Source organism: Isoptericola sp. NPDC019482 (genome assembly GCF_040632295.1).
Taxonomy (GTDB): domain Bacteria; phylum Actinomycetota; class Actinomycetes; order Actinomycetales; family Cellulomonadaceae; genus Isoptericola.
Map to the genome: position 1 here is coordinate 101,894 of NZ_JBEYBQ010000005.1, position 19,368 is coordinate 121,261.

Here is a 19,368-nt window from a genome sequence, read left to right on the forward strand (position 1 = left end):
CTCAGGTCTGGTCGGGGCGCCCCCGCCGCGGTCGCCGCGGCGGGACCGGCTTCACGGCCTCGACGTCTTCGGCGGCGACGGCCATCTCCGGCAGGTCGGCGGAGCGGTCGGGACGTACGCGCAGGCCGGCGGGCCCCACGGCCGTGAGAATCCCCACGACGTCCGCCCACCGCGCCCCGTGCTCGGCCGCCTCGGCGGGGGACAGACGCCGCCGCACGACGACACGGGTCCCGGCGGGGACACCGGCCCAGGCGGGTGGTACGGCAGGTGGGACGGCTGACGGTGAAGGCACCACGTCAGCGATACTAGAGTTGGCCGCGCGGGCCGAGCGCCCGCGCCGGTCAGCACCGGAGAAGCACCATCGATGAAGCATCGAGACCCGCAGCCCGCTCGCCGGGCCGCGCCCTCGTCACCTGGAAGGTAGCCCGCAGTGACCTACGTGATCGCTCAGCCGTGCGTCGACGTCAAGGACAAGGCGTGCATCGAGGAGTGTCCCGTGGACTGCATCTACGAGGGCTCGCGCTCCCTGTACATCCACCCGGACGAGTGCGTCGACTGCGGCGCGTGCGAGCCGGTCTGCCCGGTCGAGGCCATCTACTACGAGGACGACGTCCCCGAGCAGTGGAAGGACTACTACCGGGCCAACGTCGAGTTCTTCGACGACCTGGGCTCGCCGGGCGGCGCCGCCAAGATGGGGCTCATCGAGAAGGACGACCCCATGATCGCCGGCCTGCCGCCCCAGGCCTGATGGGCTTCGCCGACCTCAGCGGCCTGCCCTATCCCTGGGACACGCTCGAGGAGGTGCGGGCGACCGCCCGCGCGCACCCCGGCGGCGTGGTGGACCTGTCGATCGGCACGCCGGTCGACCCGACGCCGCAGGTGGTGCGCGACGCGCTCGCGGCGGCGTCGGACGCTCACGGCTACCCGTTGACGCACGGCACGCCCGCGCTCCGGGAGGCGGTGGCGGGCTGGTTCGCCCGTCGCCGCGGCGTGCCGGGGCTCGACCCGGACGCCGTGCTGCCCACCCTGGGGTCCAAGGAGCTCGTCGGCCTGCTGCCGTCGCTGCTGCGCCTGGGCCCGGGCGACGTCGTCGTGCACCCGGCGGTCGCGTACCCGACCTACGACGTCGGCGCCCGCCTGGCCGGCGCGACGCCGCTGGCCACGGACGACGTCGACGCCTGGGCCGGGCGCCGCGACGTGCGACTCGTGTGGGTCAACTCGCCGGGCAACCCGACCGGTGAGGTCGCCGACGTCGCGCACCTGCGCCGCGTGGTGGAGGCGGCGCGGGAGATCGGCGCCGTCGTCGTGGGCGACGAGTGCTACGCCGAGCTGCCGTGGGCCGACGCCTGGGTGGGCGACGGCGGCGTCTCGCGCGTGCCCAGCCTGCTCGACCCGCGGGTCACCGGCGGCAGCCCCGAGGGGCTCCTCGTCGCGTACTCGCTGTCGAAGCAGTCCAACGTGGCCGGCTACCGCGCCGCGTTCGTGGCCGGCGACCCGGCCCTCGTGTCCGGCCTGTTGGCCACCCGCAAGCACCTCGGCATGATCGTCCCCGCGCCGGTGCAGGCGGCGATGACCGCCGCGCTGGGGGACGACGCCCACGTCGCCGCGCAGCGCGAGGTCTACCGCGGACGCCGCGCCGGGCTGCTCGGCGCGCTCGAGGCGGCCGGCTTCGTCGTCGACGGCTCCGAGGCCGGCCTGTACCTCTGGGCCCGCCCGGCGGACGGGTCGCCGCTCGCGGGCGCGACGTCGCGCGACCTCGCGGCGTGGTTCGCGCGCCGGGGCATCCTGGTCGGCCCGGGGGAGTTCTACGGCGACGCGGGGCGGTCGCACGTCCGCGTCGCGCTGACCGCGCCCGACGATCTCGTGGTCGAGGGTGTGACGCGCATCACCACTGCGTGACGAGCGGGATGGCTGCGGCTGGGCAGGGGATTGGATCACCTTGGTGTTGGGGGGTAGGTTCGACCGCAGGCCGAGGTAGCCCTGGAGGATGCCACGGCCGGCGTGCCCCGGGCCGCCCCCGTCCCAGAGTCACGAGTCACGCGCCCACCGGTCCCGTCGTCGGGAGCCGGCAGGCCCGTCACGGAAGGAAGACATGACGTCCACCACGCCTGCCGCAGGCACCACGGGCGACTCCGCCTCGGTCGAGCTCGTCGTCGACGGTACCGCTCGACAGCTGCCCGTCGTCCCGGCCACGGAGGGCAACGACGGCATCGTCGTGTCGTCCCTGCTGAGGGACACCGGCCTCGTCACGGTCGACCCGGGTTTCACCAACACCGCGTCGTGCCAGTCGGAGATCACGTACATCGACGGCGACCAGGGCATCCTGCGCTACCGCGGGTACCCCATCGAACAGCTCGCCGACTCCTCGACCTTCCTCGAGGTGGCGTACCTGCTCATCCACGGCGAGCTGCCGTCTCCGGCCGAGCTGTCGGCGTTCGAGGAGCGGGTCAACCGCCACACGCTGGTGCCGGAGGGCTTCCGCGCCTTCCTGTCGTCGTTCCCGCGCGGCGGCCACCCGATGTCGATCCTGGCCTCGGCGGTCAACGCGCTCGCGACGTACTACCCCGAGTCGCTGGACCCGCACGACCCGGAGGCCGTCGAGCTCGCCACCGTGCTGATCCTCGCCAAGATCCGCACCATCACGTCCTACCTGCACCGCGCCACGCGCGACGAGCCCCTCATGTACCCGGACTACGCCCGCGGCTACGTGGACGACTTCCTGCGCATGACGTTCTCGCGGCCCTACGAGCAGTGGGAGTCCGACCCGGTGCTCGTGTCCGCGATGGACAAGCTCCTCATCCTGCACGCGGACCACGAGCAGAACTGCTCCACGTCCACCGTGCGCATCGTCGGCTCGTCGAACGCGACGCTGTACGCGTCGGTCGCCGCCGGCATCAACGCCCTGTCGGGCCCGTCGCACGGCGGCGCCAACGAGGCCGTCCTCACGATGCTCGAGAGCATCCGCAGCGGCGACGACTCCGTCGAGACCTTCATGAAGAAGGTCAAGAACAAGGAGGACGGCGTCCGGCTCATGGGCTTCGGCCACCGGGTCTACAAGAGCTACGACCCGCGTGCCGCGATCGTGAAGAAGCACGCGGACGCCGTGCTGGACCAGCTCGGTGCCAAGGACGAGCTGCTCGACATCGCCCGCGGGCTCGAGGAGATCGCGCTGTCCGACGACTACTTCGTCGAGCGCAAGCTCTACCCGAACGTGGACTTCTACACGGGCCTCATCTACAAGGCCATGGGCTTCTCGCCGGCCATGTTCACGCCGCTGTTCGCCCTCGGCCGCATGCCCGGCTGGATCGCCCAGTGGCGCGAGATGATGAACGACCCGCAGACCAAGATCGGCCGCCCCCGGCAGGTCTACACCGGTCCGACCGAGCGCGACTACGTGCCGCTCGAGCAGCGCTGAGGCTCGCGCCCCCAGAACGGGTACCGCACCGACGCCGGCCGTCGGCCCGCGGCCAGGACGATCACGACAGGACGATCGTCACCTGGCCGTCGGGCCGGCGGTCGGCGTCGTCGTCCACGACCGCCCACTCGCCGCGGTCCCGGGTCCACGTCCTGGTACCGGCCGTGACCTCCTGCGCGCCGGTGACGGACGCGGTGGCGACGGCCCAGTGGGCGACCGCCCAGGTGGCGAGGTCCCCGTCCAGCGGCACCGCGGTGGCGTCCACGACGACGGCGTTCACGTCGTCGTCGGACGTGTCGGCCCGCAGGGCGCCGGCGGGGAGCCCGAGGTCGCGGGCCGCGCGCTCGGCAAGCAGGTCGCGGGCGGCGGCGCCCGACGGGGCGGCATCGTCCTCGGTGGGCGGCAGCTCGCAGGTGATCGCGCCGGGGGAGTGCCCCGTGAGCGCGGACGCCCAGGCCCGTGACCGGGTCTCGTGCTGGGCGTACGCGTCGGGGAAGCCGGAGCGCTGCACCGCCTGCGCGGCGACGGTCACCTCGAGGTCCTCGTAGCCGTCGACCTTGGCGAGGCCGTCGTAGAACTTCCCCGTCGAGTAGACCGGGTCCATGATCTCCTCGACGGTGCCCCACCCCTGGGAGGGGCGCTGCTGGAAGAGCCCCACCGAGTCCCGGTCGCCGTAGTCGATGTTGACCAGGCGCGACTCCTGGAGCGCGGTCGCGAGACCGATCGTGGCCGCCCGTCCCGGCAGCTCGCGCTGCACCGACGTCCCGACGATCAGGGCGGCGTTCTCCGCCTGGACGGGCGTGAGGTACCACGACGTGCCGTCCAGCGCGGCCGCGCACCGCTGCACCGAGGGGGTGTCGGCCCGGTCGAGGAACCACACGACGCCGGCGGTAGCGCCGGCGCCGACGACGAGGACCGCGGCGAGGGCGGCGCCGGTCGCCCGTCGCCGGCCCTTCCGCCGGCCGCCTCGCCGACCCGGTCTGCCGGACACGTCAGTTCGCGTGCAGTGCGGCGTTGAGCTCGACGCCCACCCCGCCCCGCTCCAGCACCTCGACCGCGCCCGTGCGCGAGTTGCGGCGGAACAGCAGGTTGTCGCGGCCGGCGAGGTCGCGTGCCTTGACCACGAGCGGGTCGCCGTCCGCGCCCATCTCGCCGAGCACCGTGACCTTGGTGCCCGCGGTGAGGTACAGGCCGGCCTCGACCACGCAGTCGTCGCCGAGCGGGATGCCGAGGCCGGCGTTGGCGCCGAGCAGCGACCGCTCGCCCACGCTGATGACCTCCTTGCCGCCGCCCGACAGGGTGCCCATGATCGACGCGCCGCCGCCGACGTCGGACCCGTCGCCGACGACGACCCCGGCGGAGATGCGGCCCTCGACCATCGAGGCGCCGAGCGTTCCGGCGTTGAAGTTCACGAAGCCCTCGTGCATGACGGTGGTGCCGGACGCGAGGTGCGCGCCGAGGCGCACGCGGTCGGCGTCGGCGATGCGCACGCCGGCGGGCACGACGTAGTCGACCATGCGGGGGAACTTGTCGATCCCGAACACGGTGACCGCGCGGCCCGTGTCGGCGCGCAGGCGCAGGCGGGTGGCCTCGAAGCCCTCGACGGCGCAGGGGCCGTGCGACGTCCACACGACGTTGGTCAGCACGCCGAAGAGGCCGTCGAGGTTGACGCCGTGGGGCTGGACCAGCCGGTGCGAGAGCAGGTGCAGGCGCAGGTAGGCGTCCTGGGTGTCCTTCGGCGCGGCGTCGAGGTCGATCACCGTGCGCACGACGACGACGTCCACGCGGCGCGCGTCGTCCCGCTCGGTGAGGGCGTCGAGCTCGGCCGGGATGTCGACGTCGGACTCCGGCGGCGCGCCCAGGACGGGGCTGGGGTACCAGACGTCCAGCGTCGTGCCGTCGTCGGCGACCGTGGCGAGACCGAGGCCCCAGGCGGGGCGGGAGGAGGCAGGCGTCGTCATGCGGCCCAGCGTAGTGGCCTCGTCTGCCACGATGGTGCGCGTGACCACGGACAGCACACCCCCTTCTCGCGACCCCCACCTCGGCGCCCACCTCGATGCCCTGCTCGACCCGGGGACGGTCGCGACGTCGGACCTCGTGGACCTGCTGGCCGCGATCTGCGACGTCCCGTCGGTCTCGGGGGACGAGGCCGCGCTCGCGAACGCCGTCGAGCGGGTGCTGCGCGCCCAGCCGCACCTCGACGTGCTGCGCGACGGCGACGCGCTGGTCGCCCGCACCCACCTCGGCCGCGCGCGCCGCGTGGTGCTCGCGGGCCACCTCGACACGGTGCCGCTCACCGACCCGCCGAACCTGCCGACGCGGCTCGGGACGGCCGCGGACGGCACGGTCGAGATGTGGGGCCGCGGCACCGTCGACATGAAGGGCGGCGTGGCGATCATGCTCGCGCTCGCCGTCGAGCTGGGTCGCCCGGGGCGCGAGCCCGCCCACGACCTGACGTACGTCTTCTACGACCACGAGGAGGTCGAGGCGTCGCTCAGCGGGCTCGGCCGGCTGGTGCGGAACCACCCCGAGGCGCTCGCGGGGGACTTCGCGATCCTCGGCGAGTCCAGCAACAACGGCATCGAGGGCGGCTGCAACGGCACCCTGCGCGTCGAGGTCCGCACCCACGGCGTCGCCGCGCACTCGGCGCGCGCGTGGGCCGGGGTGAACGCGATCCACGCGGCGGCTCCCGTGCTCGACCGCCTGGCCGCCTACGAGGCGCGCGAGGTCGAGGTGGACGGGCTGGTGTACCGCGAGAGCCTCGGCGCCGTCGGGATCCGCGGCGGCGTCGCCGGCAACGTGGTGCCGGACGCCTGCACGGTCACGGTGAACTACCGCTTCGCGCCGTCGCAGGGCGTGGCCGAGGCGGAGGCGCACGTGCGCGAGCTCTTCGAGGGCTTCGAGGTGGTCGTCACCGACGCCGCGCCCGGCGCGCGCCCCGGCCTCGACGACCCGCTGGTGGCGGACTTCGCCGCGGCGGTGCAGGCCGCGACCGGGACGGCGCCGACGCCGAAGTACGGCTGGACCGACGTCGCGCGGTTCGCCGAGCTGGGCATCCCGGCCGTGAACTTCGGCCCGGGGGACCCGGTGCTGGCGCACAAGGACGACGAGCGCCTGCCCGTGGCCCGGCTCGCGGTGGGCCGGGACGCCCTGCGCGCCTGGCTGCTCGGCGCACCGGCCGGTGGCGTGGATAGTCTCGAGGCATGACGCGAGCGACGACCTCCCCGACCGGCCACGGACCCGAGCGCGGCGACGACGGGGTGCCCGAGAAGGGCAAGGGCTACCGCAAGGGGCCCGTGCTGCTGCGGGGCAAGGAGATCCCGGCCCAGACCACCGACCAGCGGCTCCTCGCCGGCGGGGGCGAGTCCGACTGGGTGCACTCCGACCCGTGGCGCGTGATGCGCATCCAGTCCGAGTTCGTCGAGGGCTTCGGCGCCCTGGCCGAGGTCGGCCCCGCCGTGTCGGTGTTCGGCTCCGCGCGCACCCCGGCCGACCACCCCGACCACGCGCTCGCCGTCGAGGTCGGGCGGCTGCTCGCCGAGGCCGGCTACGCGGTGATGACGGGCGGCGGCCCGGGGATCATGGCGGCGGCCAACGAGGGGGCGCACCACGCGGGCGGCACGTCCATCGGGCTCGGCATCGAGCTGCCCTTCGAGCAGGGCATGAACGAGTTCGTGAACCTGGGCGTGAACTTCCGGTACTTCTTCGCCCGCAAGACGATGTTCGTCAAGTACGCGCAGGGCTTCATCGTGCTGCCGGGCGGCTTCGGCACCTTCGACGAGCTGTTCGAGGCCCTCACGCTCGTGCAGACCCACAAGGTGACCGAGTTCCCGATCGTGCTGGTCGGCTCCGACTACTGGGGCGGGCTGCTGGACTGGCTGCGCACCGCCGTGGCGGACCGCGGGATGATCGGTCGCGCCGACCTCGACCTGCTGCACCTCACGGACTCGCCGGAGGAGGCCGTGCGGTACGTCATCGAGCGCGGGCGGGCGCTCGCCGCCTCCGAGCGCGAGGCGTTGGACGAGCTCGTCGAGGACCAGCGGGACGCGGCTGACGACGCGGGCGAGGCGGCCGACGCCTCGTGACGACCGACGCCCCGTCCCCGGCCGGCGTCCCGGCGGCGGGGACCCCGCTGGTGCTGCGCGGGCGCGAGGTCGGCCGCGGCCCGGACGGGGTGCTGCGGCCCGTGGTGATGGCGATCGTCAACCGCACCACGGACTCCTTCTACGCCCCGGCCCGGCGGCCCGACGACGGCGCCGCGCTCGACGCCGCCCACCGGGCCTGGGAGGACGGCGCGCAGATCCTCGACGTCGGGGGCGTGCGCGCCGGCGTCGGCCCGGACGTCGACGAGGCGGAGGAGATCGCCCGCGTGGCGCCGTTCGTCGCGCGGGTGCGCGAGGAGCTGCCCGACCTGTTCGTGTCGGTCGACACGTGGCGCTCCGGCGTCGCCCGCGAGGTCGTGGCGGCGGGGGCGGACCTCGTCAACGACACCTGGGCGGGCCACGACCCGGCGCTCGTCGAGGTGGCCGGCGCGGCGGGTGTCGGCGTCGTGTGCTCGCACACCGGCGGCGCGGTGCCGCGCACCGACCCGTACCGCGTCGAGTACCCGCCCGCCCCCGCGCCAGGCACCGACCCTGGCACCGACCCCGGCACAGATCCCCGCGACGGCGTCCTGGACGACGTCGTCGCGACGCTGCGCGCCGCGGCGGCGCGCGCCGTGGCGTGCGGTGTCCCGCCACGGTCCGTGCTCGTGGACCCGACGCACGACTTCGGCAAGAACACGTGGCAGTCGCTGCACCTCGTGCGCCGGACCACGGTCCTCGCGGGGCTGGGGTACCCGCTGCTCATGGCGCTCAGCCGCAAGGACTTCGTCGGCGAGACGCTGGGCCTGCCGCCCGACGAGCGGCTCGAGGGCACGCTGGCCGCCACGGCGCTCGCGGCCTGGCAGGGCGCGACCGTGTTCCGCGCGCACGACGTCGCCGCCACGCGGCGCGTGCTCGACCTGGTCGCAGCCGTGCGCGACGAGGCGCCGCCGGCGGGCGTGCTCCGTGGCCTGGCCTGACGATCCCGGGTCTCGTCTGGCGACCGTGAGTGTCCGGGGTGTGGAAGTCAGGGGTGGGTTCTGACCTAGAATGGGGGTGCGCGCCTCGGCCCGCCCCCGCCGACCGGTGGGCCGCGGGCAGGGGTCAGGCCGAGGAACCGGACAACGGAATGGAGAGCCACAGATGGCTGCGATGAAGCCGCGGACGGGCGACGGGCCGCTGGAGGTCACCAAGGAAGGACGCGGCATCGTCATGCGGGTCCCGCTCGAGGGTGGCGGCCGTCTGGTCGTGGAGCTCAACGCCACCGAGGCGACCGAGCTGGGCGAGGCACTCCAGGCCGTCGTCTCCTGACGACGGACCCGAGCAGCACGGCGAGCGCCGGACGACCACGTCGTCCGGCGCTCGCGGTGTCTCAGCGGCTCAGTCTCAACGGAGTCTCAGCGGCGCACGGCGAGGAGCAGCCCGTCCCCGGACGGCGCCAGCGCGGACAGCACCCGCTCGTCGGTACGCAGCGACCGGCCGACGTCGCGCACCACGGTGGTGACCTCGTCGCGCCGCGCGGGGTCGGGCACGCGCCCGCCGTGCAGCGCGCCGTCGACGGCGAGCACCCCGCCGGGCCGCAGCAGCCGCAGCCCGGCCTCGACGTGCTCGGGGTAGGAGTGCGGGTCGGCTCCGACGAGCACGAGGTCGTACGCGCCGTCGGTGAGCCGGGGCAGGACGTCGGTCGGGCGGCCCGGGATGGTGCGGGTGCGGGCGGGCGCGATCCCCGCCTCGGCGAAGGCCCGCTTCGCGGCGCGCTGGTGCTCGAGCTCGGCGTCGATGGTCGTGAGCACCCCGTCAGCGGGCATGCCGCGCAGCAGCCAGAGGGCGGCGACGCCGGTTCCCGTGCCGATCTCGACGACGGCCCGCGCGTCCAGGGCCGCGGCCACGACCCGCAGCAGCGCCCCGGTGCCGGGGGAGGCGGCCCCGCAGCCGAGCTCGGCGGCACGCTCGCGGGCGCGCAGCAGCACCTCGTCCTCCGGCACGAAGGATTCGCTGTAGGCCCAGGCTGCGGTGCGTCCGCTGCGGGCGTCGACGTCGGTGGTGATGGCGGTCCTCCACGGCGGGGTCGCCGGCGGGCGGCCGGCGCGGGTGATGCTGCGGTGATCGTACGCGGGAACGCGACGGCGTGCCCGGACGTTGCCGTGGGACGATGGTGATGATGACGACCGACCCCGCACCCGTGCCGGACGCACCCGAGGCCCCCGCCGAGGCGGTCTTCGGCGCGCCCGAGGACGCCGCGCGCGAGACGCCGTGGACGCCCCCGACGTGGGACGAGATCGTGCGCGAGCACTCGGCGCGCGTCTACCGGCTCGCCTACCGGCTGAGCGGCAACCGGCAGGACGCCGAGGACCTCACCCAGGAGACGTTCCTGCGCGTGTTCCGCTCCCTGTCGAGCTACACGCCGGGCACGTTCGAGGGCTGGCTGCACCGCATCACGACCAACCTGTTCCTCGACCAGGTGCGACGCAAGAAGCGCATCCGGATGGAGGCGATGGGTGACGACGCCGCCCGCGTGGCGGCCCCCGAGGACCACGGGCGCCCCGAGCGCGGCTTCGAGCACGCCAACCTGGACCACGACGTGCAGGCCGCCCTCGACGCGCTGCGCCCCGAGTACCGTGCCGCCGTCGTGCTGTGCGACATCGAGGGCCTCAGCTATGAGGAGATCGCCGTCACCCTGGGGATCAAGCTCGGTACGGTCCGCTCCCGTATCCACCGCGCCCGTGCCCAGCTCCGTGACGCGCTGGAGCACCGGCGCGCGGAGGTGACGGCGCACGGCGCGAGCGGCGGTGGGGCGTCGTGACGGGGTACGCCGGCTCCGGGCACCTCGGGGTGTGGGTGAGCGACCTGGCCGACGGCCAGCTCGACGCCGCGGCGACCGAGCGCGCGCTCGCGCACGTCGCGGCCTGCGCCCGGTGCGCGGCCGAGCTCGACGCGGCGCGCGACGCGCACCGCGCCCTGGCCGCGGCCTGCGACGTGGCGCCCGACCCGGAGCTCACGAACCGGCTGCTGGCGCTCTCGGCGTCCATCCCGTCGACGACCGGCGACCCGCTGCGCGACCGCGGCCGGTCCGCGGACTGGGAGCGGCCCCGGGCCTGGGAACCGACCCTGTCGGGCGACCTGGGCTCGCGGAGGCGGCACCGGACCAGGCGGCTGGTCGTCGTGGGGGCGGGCGGCGTCGGCGTGCTCGGCGTCGCGCTGTTCGTGCTGGGGCAGGCGCCCGTCGTGAGCCCCGACCCGTCGCGGGTCGCGGCCCTCACCCTGCTGGCGGACGCCGAGCCGGGCGGCCACGACGCGGCCGCCGGTCGTGCGGCCACCGCCGACGCGCTCGCCTGGCTGGCCGACCACGGCTGGTCGGCGCCCGCCGCGCTGCCCGACGGGTACGCCGTGACCGCGTTGCGCACCGACGGCTGCGCCGGCACGCACGGGTCCCGCGGCGCCGTGGAGCTGGACCTCGCCGGGCCGGACGGGTCGGCCGTCGCCTGCCTGCGGCAGGGCCGCCTCGCGGACCTGGGCGCCACCGTCGCCGGGCCGGATGGGTCGCCGAGCGCGTTCGCCGACCAGGGCCACGACGTGCGCGTGCTCTCCTCCGACCCGTGGCACGTGGCCTGGCAGTCGGGGGACACCGTCGTCGACGTGGCCACCGACGCGGACGAGGAGACGGTCGCCGAGCTCGTGGCGGCCTTCCCCGGCTCTGCCGAGGATGACGACGCCGGGGTGCTGCACGACATCTCGCGCGGCTGGACCACGGTGAGCGACGTGATGACCGATGCGATGACCGATGCGATGACCGGAGAGATGACAGGAGCCCTCTGGCGCCGATGACCGAACCGTCCCGCCCCGACGACCTGTTCGCACCGCCCGAGCCGCCGGCCCGCGCGCCGGAGCCCGACCCGTACCTGCCGCCGCCGGCGGCGTCGCTGTTCCCGGCGACCGGGTCCGAGCCGACGCCGCCCGCCGAGGGCGCCCCCGCGCCGTCCGACCCGGAGGTGCCGGGACCGACCGTGACGGCACCGACCGTGACGGCACCGACCGTGACGGCGACGGGCACGACGGCGAGACCCGCGCGACGCCGGCGCCCGGGCGCGGCGGCGGTCGTGGTGCTGGCGCTGGTGGCGGGCACGGTGGGCGGCTTCGCGGGCGACCGCGTCTCGGACGCGCTGGCGGGCGGCCGCCCCACCGACGCGGCGCTGCCGGCGTCGGGCGCGGACTCGGGCGGGGGCACGGCGGCCGGGGCGTCCGCCGGGACCGACCGCCCGGACGGCTCGGTCGCGGCGCTCGCCGCCGACGTCCTGCCGAGCGTCGTCTCGATCCAGGTGCAGGGCGCGCAGGGCGCGTCCAGCGGGTCGGGTTTCGTGCTGCGCGAGGACGGCTACATCCTCACGAACAACCACGTGGTGGCCCCCGCGGCGGCCGCGGGCGGCTCGGCCGTGGTCGTCTTCGCCGACGGCCGCGAGCGGGACGCCGAGGTGGTGGGCCGCACGGCGGACTACGACCTGGCCGTGGTGAAGGTGGACGCCGACGGCCTGGAGCCGTTGGTCCTGGGCGACTCCGACGCCGTCGTGGTCGGCGACCCGGTGCTCGCCGTCGGCGCCCCGCTGGGCCTGGACTCCACGGTGACGACCGGGATCGTCAGCGCGCTGCACCGGCCGGTGCAGGCGGGGGACGAGACCGGGGGAGGGGCGGCGACGGCCTTCATCGACGCGATCCAGACGGACGCCGCGATCAACCCCGGGAACTCCGGCGGCCCGCTGATCGACTCGGGCGGCGAGGTGGTCGGCATCAACTCGGCGATCGCGCAGCCGCCGGGCGCCATGTCGGCCACCGGCAGCATCGGGCTCGGTTTCGCGATCCCCGCGTCCCAGGCGCGGCACACCGCGGAGCAGCTCATCGAGTCCGGGCACGCGACGTACCCGGTCATCGGGGCCCTGCTCGACACCACGTACGCGGGTGAGGGGGTGCAGGTCTCCGCCGCGCCGCAGCAGGGGCAGCCGGCCGTGACCCCGGACGGCCCCGCCGACCGGGCGGGCATCCGTCCCGGCGACGTCATCCTGGCGATCGACGGCAGGCCGGTGACGGTGAGCGACGCGCTGATCGTGGCGATCCGTGCCCGCCAGCCCGGCGACGCGGTGACGCTGCGCGTGCGCACCGACGGCGAGGAGCGTGACGTCCGGGTGGTGCTGCAGGAGCACCAGAGCGAATAGGCTGTCCGCGTGATCGACATCAACGGCGGTGAGCTCCTCATCATCGTGGTGCTCGCCGTCCTGCTGATCGGGCCCGAGCGCCTGCCCGGTTACGCCGCCCAGCTGGCGTCGCTCGTGAAGCGCGGCAAGCGCCTCCTGCAGGACACCAAGTCGCGCGTGGACACCGAGCTGGGGCCGGAGTTCAAGGACGTCGACTGGTCCAAGCTCGACCCGCGCCAGTACGACCCGCGCCGCATCGTGCGCGAGGCGCTGATGGACGACGACGACGCTCCCGCCCCTGCAGCCCGCGCGGCCGCGGGTGGCGCGGCGGCGGGTAGCGCGGCGGCCACCGCCACGTCCGACGAACGTCGTGCCGCGGTGCCGGCCCCGTACGACGACGAGGCCACCTGAGCCGTCGCGACGGCGCGCCGTGACGGCCCGGCGGGCCGGCCGCGGACGGGTTTCCGAGCGGTCCGGGCGACCTGCCACAATGGACGCCATGTCCGACGTCGCCACCTCACCGTCCCTCCAGCGCGGAGCGTCCGCGCCGGGACTGCCCCGCATCTTCTCCGGCATGCAGCCGACCGACGGGTCGCTGCACCTCGGGAACTACCTGGGCGCCCTGGCCCAGTGGGTGGCGCTCCAGGACGGCCACGAGGCGCTGTACTGCGTCGTCGACCTGCACGCCCTGACGGTGAACCCGGACCCGGCGGCCCTGCGCGAGCGCACCCGCCGCACCGCCGCCCAGTACCTGGCCGGCGGCATCGACCCCGAGCGGTCCATCCTCTTCGTGCAGTCGCACGTGGCCGAGCACGCGGAGCTCGCGTGGCTGCTCAGCTGTCAGACCGGCTTCGGCGAGGCCGGCCGCATGACCCAGTTCAAGGACAAGTCCGCCAAGCAGGGCTCCGAGGGCACCACGGTGGGCCTGTTCACCTACCCGGTGCTCATGGCCGCGGACATCCTGCTGTACGACACGGCGCTCGTGCCGGTCGGCGAGGACCAGCGCCAGCACCTGGAGCTCACCCGCGACCTGGCGGAGCGGCTGAACGCCCGCTTCGGCGAGGGCACCGCCGTCGTCCCCGAGGCGCACATCGTCAAGGCCGTGGCGAAGATCCAGGACCTCCAGGAGCCGACGGCGAAGATGAGCAAGTCCAACGCGGGCGGCAAGGGCGTCGTCTGGCTGCTCGAGGACCCGAAGAAGGCCGTCAAGGCGATCAAGTCGGCCGTCACGGACGCGGACGAGAGCTGCGGCGTGCGCTACGACCCGGCCTCCAAGCCGGGCATCTCCAACCTGCTCACGATCTTCTCCGCGGTGACCGGGCGCGGGGTCGACGAGATCGCGGCCGAGTACGACGGACGCGGCTACGGCTACCTCAAGGTGGACCTGGCCGACGCCGTCGTCGCGTTCCTCGAGCCGTTCCAGGCGCGGGCGCAGACCTACCTGTCCGACCCGGCGCAGCTCGACAAGGTGCTCGCCGACGGCGCCGAGCGCGCGCGCGACATCGCGCGCCCGGTGCTCGACCGGGTCTACGACAGGTTCGGTCTGCTGCCCCGGGGCGCCCGGTGAACCTCCCCGACCGCGGCCCGGCCCAGGTGCGGATCGGCGTCGCCATCGCGGTGCCCGAGCCGTTCGGCTCCCGGCTCCAGGAGGCCCGTGCGTCGCTCGGCGACCCGCTGGCCCACGCCATCCCGCCGCACATCACCGTGATCGGCCCCACCGTGGTCGACGAGTCCGTGCTGGACGCGGTGGTCGAGCACCTGGAGAAGGTCGCGTCGGAGACAGCCCCGTTCCGGGTGCACCTGCGCGGGGCCGGCACGTTCCGCCCGATCTCGCCCGTGGTGTTCGTGTCCCTCGCCGAGGGCATCGCGGAGTGCGAGCAGCTCGAGACCGCCGCCCGCTCGGGCGTGCTGGCCCAGGAGCTGCGGTTCAACTACCACCCGCACGTCACCGTCGCGCACGAGGTCTCCGAGGCCGATCTGGACCGCGCCTTCGTCGAGATGGCGGACTTCGACGGCGTGTTCGAGGTGGACCGGCTGTGGCAGTACGAGCACGGCGACGACGGGGTGTGGCGCCCGCAACGGTCGTTCCGGCTCGCGGGGGAGCACCCCGCTCCCTAGGGTCGCGGTGTGAACGACCGACTCGAGCGCGCCAGGGAGCGTTCCCTGACCGTCTACGAGTGGTTCAAGAGCCTGCGCCCCGTGCGCTCGTGGTACTGGTACGTCGACCGCCGCGGGGCGCTCCTGTGCGGCGGCATCGCCTACACGGCGATCTTCTCGCTCTTCGCGGCGCTGACCATCGGGTTCACCGTGTTCTCGCGGGTGCTGGCGGGGCGGCAGGAGCTGCAGGACGAGGTCTTCGAGCAGATCAACGACTGGCTCCCGGGCCTCATCAAGACCGCCGACAGCCCGGCCGGCGTCCTCGTCCCGAGCGAGCTCGTGCTCGACTCCGCGCTGACCTGGACGAGCGTGATCGCCTCGGTCGTCTTCCTCTGGACCGCGATCGGCTTCATGCGCGCCCTGCGCATCTCGGTGCGATCGATGTTCGACCAGCCGGTGGTGGGCGTCAGCCCCGTGCTGTCGAAGATCTGGGAGCTGCTCGGGTTCGTCATCCTCGGGGCGATGATCGTGGCCTCCGCGGGGGCGAGCATCCTCGCGCAGACGTTCAGCCGGCAGATGCAGGCGTGGTTCGGCAGCTCCTACCTGCTCGCTCAGCTGACCGCGCTCGGCACCGCCGTGGTGGGCGTGCTGCTCGACGCGCTGCTCGTCTACCTCATCGTCCGGGTCGTCGCCCGCGTGCGTCCGCGCCGGAGGCGGGACTTCGTGCTGGGCTGCCTCGGCGCCGGCGTCGTGGCCGGCGTGCTGCGCTGGCTGGGCACGTCGGTCGTGGCCGCCGGCGCGGAGCGGAACGCCCTGCTCGCGGCGTTCGCGGGCCTCGTGACGGTGCTGGTGCTGGTGAACTTCGTCGCCCGGGTGCTGCTGCTGATGTGCGCGTGGGTCTACGACCCGCCCCGGCTGGACGAGATCGCCCACGCGGAGGCGGAGGTCGCCGCGATGCGCGACGCCGCGGAGATCGAGCGCGTGGTGCGCCGCGGCCAGGGGTCTGGAAAGCCGTGGAGCCCCGTCGTCCGCGGGGTACGACGGGGCTCCTACGCCATGCGGATGTCCAGCGTGCGCCGGGTCGGCCGCGGCGGCCGGGGGGTCAGAACGCGCGCGTGATCATCGCGCGCTTGACCTCCTGGATCGCCTTGGTGACCTCGATGCCACGCGGGCAGGCCTCGGTGCAGTTGAAGGTCGTGCGGCAGCGCCACACGCCCTCCTTGTCGTTGAGGATCTCCAGGCGCTGCGTGGCGCCCTCGTCGCGGCTGTCGAAGATGAACCGGTGCGCGTTGACGATCGCGGCCGGGCCGAAGTACTGCCCGTCGGTCCAGAACACGGGGCACGACGACGTGCACGCGGCGCACAGGATGCACTTGGTGGTGTCGTCGAAGCGCTCGCGGTCCTCGGCGGACTGCAGACGCTCGCGCGTCGGCTCGTTCCCCGACGTGATGAGGAACGGCATGATCTCGCGGTAGGAGGCGAAGAACGGCTCCATGTCCACGACGAGGTCCTTGACCACGGGAAGGCCCTTGATGGGCTCGACCGTGATCGGCTTGTCCGGGTTGACGTCCTTGAGGAGCGTCTTGCAGGCGAGCCGGTTGCGGCCGTTGATCCGCATGGCGTCGGAGCCGCAGACCCCGTGCGCGCAGGAGCGGCGGAAGGTCAGCGACCCGTCCTGCTCCCACTTGATCATGTGCAGCGCGTCGAGGACGCGGTCGGTGCCGTGCACCTGGACCGTGAAGTCGTCCCAGGTCGACTCCTCGCCGTGCTCCGACTCGGGGTTGTACCGCCGGATGCGGAGCGTGACCTCGAAGCTGGGGACGGCACCGGCCTTCGGCTCGGTGGCGGGGTTCTCGAGTACAGCAGTCATCAGTACTTCCGCTCCATGGGCTCGTACCGGGTCTGGATGACGGGCTTGGACCCCAGGACGACCTTGTAGTCCCCGAAGTCCTCGACGTGGTCGAAGTAGCCCGGGACGTGGCCGTCGCCGGCGTCGGGGGCCGACGTCGGGCGGCGGTACGCCATCGTGTGCAGCATGTAGTTCGCGTCGTCGCGGTCCGGGAAGTCCTCCCGGTAGTGCCCGCCGCGCGACTCCTTGCGGTTGAGGGCGGCGACGACGGTCACCTCGGCGATGTCCAGCAGGAAGCCGAGCTCGATAGCCTCGAGCAGGTCCGTGTTGAACAGCTTGCCCTTGTCCTGGACGGAGACGTTCCGGTACCGCTTCTGCAGCTCCCGGATCTCCGCCAGCGCCTCGTTGAGGGAGTCGCCGGTGCGGAACACCTGGGCGTTCGCGTCCATGGTCTCCTGGAGGGCCTTGCGGACGTCCGCGACGCGCTCGCCGTCCGGGCGGTCGCGCATCTCGGCGAGCTGCGCCTCGACGCGGGCGGTCGGGTTCTCCGGGAGCTCCCGGTGCGGGCCCGCCGTCTTCGCGTACGCGGCGGCGGAGCGGCCGGCGCGCTTGCCGAAGACGTTGATGTCGAGCAGCGAGTTGGTGCCGAGGCGGTTGGAGCCGTGCACCGACACGCACGCGACCTCGCCGGCCGCGTAGAGGCCCTTGACGACGTTGTGGCTGTCGCGCAGCACCTCGCCCAGGATGTTGGTCGGCACGCCGCCCATCGCGTAGTGCGCCGTCGGGTAGACGGGCACCGGCTCGGTGTACGGCTCGATGCCGAGGTAGGTGCGGGCGAACTCGGTGATGTCCGGCAGCTTCGCGTCGATGTGCGCGGGCTCCAGGTGCGTCAGGTCGAGCAGCACGTAGTCCTTGTTCGGGCCGGCGCCGCGACCCTCGCGCACCTCGTTGGCCATCGACCGGGCGACGATGTCGCGCGGCGCGAGGTCCTTGATGGTGGGGGCGTAGCGCTCCATGAAGCGCTCGCCGTCGGAGTTGCGCAGGATGCCGCCCTCGCCGCGCGCCGCCTCCGACAGGAGGATGCCGAGGCCCGCGAGGCCCGTCGGGTGGAACTGGAAGAACTCCATGTCCTCCAGCGGCAGGCCGCGGCGGTACGCCAGCGCCATGCCGTCGCCCGTGAGGGTGTGCGCGTTCGACGTGGTCTTGAAGATCTTGCCCGCGCCGCCGGTGGCGAAGATGATCGCCTTCGCCTGGAAGACGTGGATCTCGCCGCTGGCCAGGTCGTAGGCGACGACGCCGGTCGCGTTGACCTCGGCCCCGTCCTCGATCTGCTCGGTGGTGAGGTCGTGGTCCGTCAGCAGGTCCAGCACGTAGAACTCGTTGTAGAACTCGACGTTCTGCTTCACGCAGTTCTGGTACAGGGTCTGCAGGATCATGTGGCCGGTGCGGTCCGCGGCGTAGCAGGCGCGGCGCACCGCGGCCTGACCGTGCTCGCGGGTGTGGCCGCCGAACCGGCGCTGGTCGATCCGGCCCTCGGGCGTGCGGTTGAACGGCAGGCCCATCTTCTCCAGGTCGAGGACCGAGTCGATGGCCTCCTTCGCGAGGATCTCCGCCGCGTCCTGGTCGACCAGGTAGTCACCGCCCTTGACGGTGTCGAACGTGTGCCACTCCCAGTTGTCCTCCTCGACGTTCGCGAGGGCCGCCGCCATGCCGCCCTGGGCGGCACCGGTGTGGGAGCGGGTGGGGTAGAGCTTCGAGATGACCGCGGTGCGGGCCTCGCCGGAGGCCTCGAGCGCCGCGCGCATGCCGGCGCCGCCTGCGCCGACGATGACGACGTCGTACTGGTGTGTCTGCATCGGGGGAGCCAGTCCTTAGTTCGCGGAGCAGAAGGAGGCGAGGAGTTCGGCCGGGGCATCCGGCGGGCAGGGGTTGAACGTGAAGATCACGAGGGTGCCCAGCACCACCACGACGGTGAACGCGAGGTAGAGCAGGCCCTTGAGCACCATGCGCGTGGTGTCGCGCTGGGCGTAGTCGTTGATGATCGTCCGCACGCCGTTGGTCCCGTGGATCATCGCGAGCCACAGCATCAGCAGGTCCCAGACCTGCCAGAACGGGCTGGCCCACTTGCCGCCGACGAAGGCGAAGTCGATCGCGTGCACGCCCTCGCCCACCATGAGGTTGACGAAGAGGTGGCCGAAGATCAGCACGACCAGCACGACGCCGGACGCCCGCATGAAGACCCAGCTGTACAGCTCGTAGTTGCCGCGGGTCGTCTTGCGGCGGGCGTAGGGGGACCGCGGGGCCGCGATGGCGGACGGGGTCTGGGTCTGAGCCATCAGTGCCCACCTCCGAAGACGTTCATCAGGTGCCGCGGCAGGAAGCCGGCCATGGTCACGACGAACAGGCCGACGACCACCCAGAGCATCGTCCTCTGGTACTTCGGGCCCTTGGCCCAGAAGTCGACGAGGATCACGCGGATGCCGTTGAACGCGTGGAAGACGATCGCGGCGACGAGGCCGGCCTCCCCGAGTCCCATGATCGGCGTCTGGTACGTCCCGATGACGGCGTTGTAGGCCTCGGGCGACACCCGGACGAGAGCCGTGTCCAGGATGTGCACGAGGAGGAAGAAGAAGATGAGCACGCCGGTCACGCGATGCGCGACCCAGGACCACATGCCTTCACGGCCGCGGTAGAGCGTGCCAGCAGGTGCTGTAGGCACGGGGGGAGCCTCCGTTGGCGGAT

General features: G+C 73.5%; 22 protein-coding genes. 14 read left to right on the forward strand and 8 right to left on the reverse strand.

Annotated elements, in window-relative coordinates:
• Window position 1: 1 nt before the first annotated feature.
• Entirely contained in the window at window positions 2-217 is a 216-nt protein-coding gene (locus ABZ493_RS05825; protein WP_430581236.1) for a hypothetical protein, read from the reverse strand.
• A gap of 213 nt (window positions 218-430) precedes the next feature.
• Between ABZ493_RS05825 and fdxA the strand changes: the two genes are divergently transcribed.
• The 3 genes from fdxA to ABZ493_RS05840 all read left to right on the forward strand — a co-directional run bounded on the left by fdxA (window position 431) and on the right by ABZ493_RS05840 (window position 3,415).
• Window positions 431-748: a ferredoxin gene (gene fdxA / locus ABZ493_RS05830; RefSeq protein WP_429762524.1), complete on the forward strand. Its 318-nt coding sequence runs from the start codon at window positions 431-433 to the stop codon at window positions 746-748.
• A complete protein-coding gene (gene dapC / locus ABZ493_RS05835) occupies window positions 748-1,899 on the forward strand; it encodes a succinyldiaminopimelate transaminase (RefSeq protein WP_430581237.1) in 1,152 nt (383 codons plus the stop codon). Before fdxA ends, dapC begins: the two co-directional genes overlap by 1 nt.
• A 193-nt stretch (window positions 1,900-2,092) precedes the next feature.
• The gene (locus ABZ493_RS05840) at window positions 2,093-3,415 is read left to right on the forward strand and encodes a citrate synthase (RefSeq protein WP_430581238.1); all 1,323 of its coding nucleotides are present in this window, start codon (window positions 2,093-2,095) and stop codon (window positions 3,413-3,415) included.
• Between the two features lie 61 nt (window positions 3,416-3,476).
• Here the strand turns inward: ABZ493_RS05840 and ABZ493_RS05845 are convergent, their stop codons facing one another.
• Together ABZ493_RS05845 and dapD are read right to left on the reverse strand one after the other, a co-directional pair.
• A complete protein-coding gene (locus ABZ493_RS05845; RefSeq protein WP_430581239.1) occupies window positions 3,477-4,295 on the reverse strand; it encodes a hypothetical protein in 819 nt (272 codons plus the stop codon).
• A gap of 112 nt (window positions 4,296-4,407) precedes the next feature.
• Window positions 4,408-5,376, reverse strand: coding sequence for a 2,3,4,5-tetrahydropyridine-2,6-dicarboxylate N-succinyltransferase (dapD, locus tag ABZ493_RS05850; protein ID WP_430581240.1), 969 nt, complete (start codon window positions 5,374-5,376; stop codon window positions 4,408-4,410).
• Window positions 5,377-5,407: 31 nt separating this feature from the next.
• Here dapD and dapE point away from each other — a divergent pair, with 31 nt between their 5' ends.
• The 4 genes from dapE (at window position 5,408) to ABZ493_RS05870 (ending at window position 8,808) form a co-directional block, all read left to right on the forward strand.
• Window positions 5,408-6,622, forward strand: coding sequence for a succinyl-diaminopimelate desuccinylase (gene dapE / locus ABZ493_RS05855; RefSeq protein ID WP_430581241.1), 1,215 nt, complete (start codon window positions 5,408-5,410; stop codon window positions 6,620-6,622).
• Window positions 6,619-7,500 (forward strand): TIGR00730 family Rossman fold protein, encoded by an 882-nt coding sequence (locus tag ABZ493_RS05860; protein ID WP_430581242.1) that lies wholly within the window; start codon window positions 6,619-6,621, stop codon window positions 7,498-7,500. Before dapE ends, ABZ493_RS05860 begins: the two co-directional genes overlap by 4 nt.
• A complete protein-coding gene (folP, locus tag ABZ493_RS05865; RefSeq protein ID WP_430581243.1) occupies window positions 7,497-8,477 on the forward strand; it encodes a dihydropteroate synthase in 981 nt (326 codons plus the stop codon). Before ABZ493_RS05860 ends, folP begins: the two co-directional genes overlap by 4 nt.
• Window positions 8,478-8,640: 163 nt before the next feature.
• Window positions 8,641-8,808 carry a DUF3117 domain-containing protein gene (locus tag ABZ493_RS05870; protein ID WP_079573043.1) on the forward strand — a complete coding sequence of 56 codons (168 nt, stop codon included), beginning with the start codon at window positions 8,641-8,643 and terminating at the stop codon, window positions 8,806-8,808.
• Window positions 8,809-8,894: 86 nt separating this feature from the next.
• On the opposite strand, the gene ABZ493_RS05875 is transcribed toward ABZ493_RS05870, so the two are convergent.
• Window positions 8,895-9,482: an O-methyltransferase gene (locus tag ABZ493_RS05875; protein ID WP_430581244.1), complete on the reverse strand. Its 588-nt coding sequence runs from the start codon at window positions 9,480-9,482 to the stop codon at window positions 8,895-8,897.
• A gap of 173 nt (window positions 9,483-9,655) precedes the next feature.
• On the opposite strand from ABZ493_RS05875, the gene sigE reads away from it, so the two are divergent.
• The 7 genes from sigE (at window position 9,656) to ABZ493_RS05910 (ending at window position 15,896) form a co-directional block, all read left to right on the forward strand.
• Entirely contained in the window at window positions 9,656-10,300 is a 645-nt protein-coding gene (gene sigE / locus ABZ493_RS05880; RefSeq protein WP_430581335.1) for an RNA polymerase sigma factor SigE, read from the forward strand.
• Complete coding sequence (locus tag ABZ493_RS05885; protein ID WP_430581245.1) at window positions 10,297-11,322, forward strand: zf-HC2 domain-containing protein; 1,026 nt, start codon at window positions 10,297-10,299, stop codon at window positions 11,320-11,322. The genes sigE and ABZ493_RS05885 overlap by 4 nt, the downstream gene beginning before the upstream one ends.
• A complete protein-coding gene (locus ABZ493_RS05890; protein WP_430581246.1) occupies window positions 11,319-12,701 on the forward strand; it encodes a trypsin-like peptidase domain-containing protein in 1,383 nt (460 codons plus the stop codon). Before ABZ493_RS05885 ends, ABZ493_RS05890 begins: the two co-directional genes overlap by 4 nt.
• A 9-nt stretch (window positions 12,702-12,710) precedes the next feature.
• Window positions 12,711-13,091 carry a Sec-independent protein translocase TatB gene (locus tag ABZ493_RS05895; RefSeq protein ID WP_430581247.1) on the forward strand — a complete coding sequence of 127 codons (381 nt, stop codon included), beginning with the start codon at window positions 12,711-12,713 and terminating at the stop codon, window positions 13,089-13,091.
• Between the two features lie 88 nt (window positions 13,092-13,179).
• The gene (gene trpS / locus ABZ493_RS05900) at window positions 13,180-14,247 is read left to right on the forward strand and encodes a tryptophan--tRNA ligase (protein ID WP_430581248.1); all 1,068 of its coding nucleotides are present in this window, start codon (window positions 13,180-13,182) and stop codon (window positions 14,245-14,247) included.
• The gene (locus tag ABZ493_RS05905) at window positions 14,244-14,798 is read left to right on the forward strand and encodes a 2'-5' RNA ligase family protein (RefSeq protein WP_430581249.1); all 555 of its coding nucleotides are present in this window, start codon (window positions 14,244-14,246) and stop codon (window positions 14,796-14,798) included. The genes trpS and ABZ493_RS05905 overlap by 4 nt, the downstream gene beginning before the upstream one ends.
• Before the next feature lie 9 nt (window positions 14,799-14,807).
• Window positions 14,808-15,896: a YihY/virulence factor BrkB family protein gene (locus ABZ493_RS05910; protein ID WP_430581250.1), complete on the forward strand. Its 1,089-nt coding sequence runs from the start codon at window positions 14,808-14,810 to the stop codon at window positions 15,894-15,896.
• Here ABZ493_RS05910 and ABZ493_RS05915 read toward each other — a convergent pair.
• From ABZ493_RS05915 to sdhC, 4 genes are read right to left on the reverse strand one after another with little or no spacing between them, the layout of a single operon-like run.
• Window positions 15,880-16,647 (reverse strand): succinate dehydrogenase iron-sulfur subunit, encoded by a 768-nt coding sequence (locus ABZ493_RS05915; RefSeq protein WP_429762508.1) that lies wholly within the window; start codon window positions 16,645-16,647, stop codon window positions 15,880-15,882. The two genes, ABZ493_RS05910 and ABZ493_RS05915, sit on opposite strands and share 17 nt — an antisense overlap.
• A complete protein-coding gene (sdhA, locus tag ABZ493_RS05920) occupies window positions 16,647-18,482 on the reverse strand; it encodes a succinate dehydrogenase flavoprotein subunit (RefSeq protein WP_430581251.1) in 1,836 nt (611 codons plus the stop codon). The genes ABZ493_RS05915 and sdhA overlap by 1 nt, the downstream gene beginning before the upstream one ends.
• Window positions 18,483-18,497: 15 nt before the next feature.
• On the reverse strand, window positions 18,498-18,962 hold the full coding sequence (locus ABZ493_RS05925; RefSeq protein ID WP_430581252.1) for a succinate dehydrogenase hydrophobic membrane anchor subunit: 465 nt from the start codon (window positions 18,960-18,962) through the stop codon (window positions 18,498-18,500).
• Window positions 18,962-19,345: a succinate dehydrogenase, cytochrome b556 subunit gene (gene sdhC / locus ABZ493_RS05930; RefSeq protein ID WP_429762505.1), complete on the reverse strand. Its 384-nt coding sequence runs from the start codon at window positions 19,343-19,345 to the stop codon at window positions 18,962-18,964. Before sdhC ends, ABZ493_RS05925 begins: the two co-directional genes overlap by 1 nt.
• Window positions 19,346-19,368 lie beyond the last annotated feature (23 nt).

Coding starts and splice junctions, on each gene's coding strand:
- dapC (WP_430581237.1), top strand. CDS start 748: ATGGGCTTCGCCGACCTCAGCGGCCTGCCCTATCCCTGGGACACGCTC.
- ABZ493_RS05840 (WP_430581238.1), top strand. CDS start 2,093: ATGACGTCCACCACGCCTGCCGCAGGCACCACGGGCGACTCCGCCTCG.
- dapD (WP_430581240.1), bottom strand. CDS start 5,376: ATGACGACGCCTGCCTCCTCCCGCCCCGCCTGGGGCCTCGGTCTCGCC.
- dapE (WP_430581241.1), top strand. CDS start 5,408: ATGGTGCGCGTGACCACGGACAGCACACCCCCTTCTCGCGACCCCCAC.
- ABZ493_RS05860 (WP_430581242.1), top strand. CDS start 6,619: ATGACGCGAGCGACGACCTCCCCGACCGGCCACGGACCCGAGCGCGGC.
- ABZ493_RS05870 (WP_079573043.1), top strand. CDS start 8,641: ATGGCTGCGATGAAGCCGCGGACGGGCGACGGGCCGCTGGAGGTCACC.
- sigE (WP_430581335.1), top strand. CDS start 9,656: ATGATGACGACCGACCCCGCACCCGTGCCGGACGCACCCGAGGCCCCC.
- ABZ493_RS05890 (WP_430581246.1), top strand. CDS start 11,319: ATGACCGAACCGTCCCGCCCCGACGACCTGTTCGCACCGCCCGAGCCG.
- trpS (WP_430581248.1), top strand. CDS start 13,180: ATGTCCGACGTCGCCACCTCACCGTCCCTCCAGCGCGGAGCGTCCGCG.
- ABZ493_RS05915 (WP_429762508.1), bottom strand. CDS start 16,647: ATGACTGCTGTACTCGAGAACCCCGCCACCGAGCCGAAGGCCGGTGCC.
- sdhA (WP_430581251.1), bottom strand. CDS start 18,482: ATGCAGACACACCAGTACGACGTCGTCATCGTCGGCGCAGGCGGCGCC.
- ABZ493_RS05925 (WP_430581252.1), bottom strand. CDS start 18,962: ATGGCTCAGACCCAGACCCCGTCCGCCATCGCGGCCCCGCGGTCCCCC.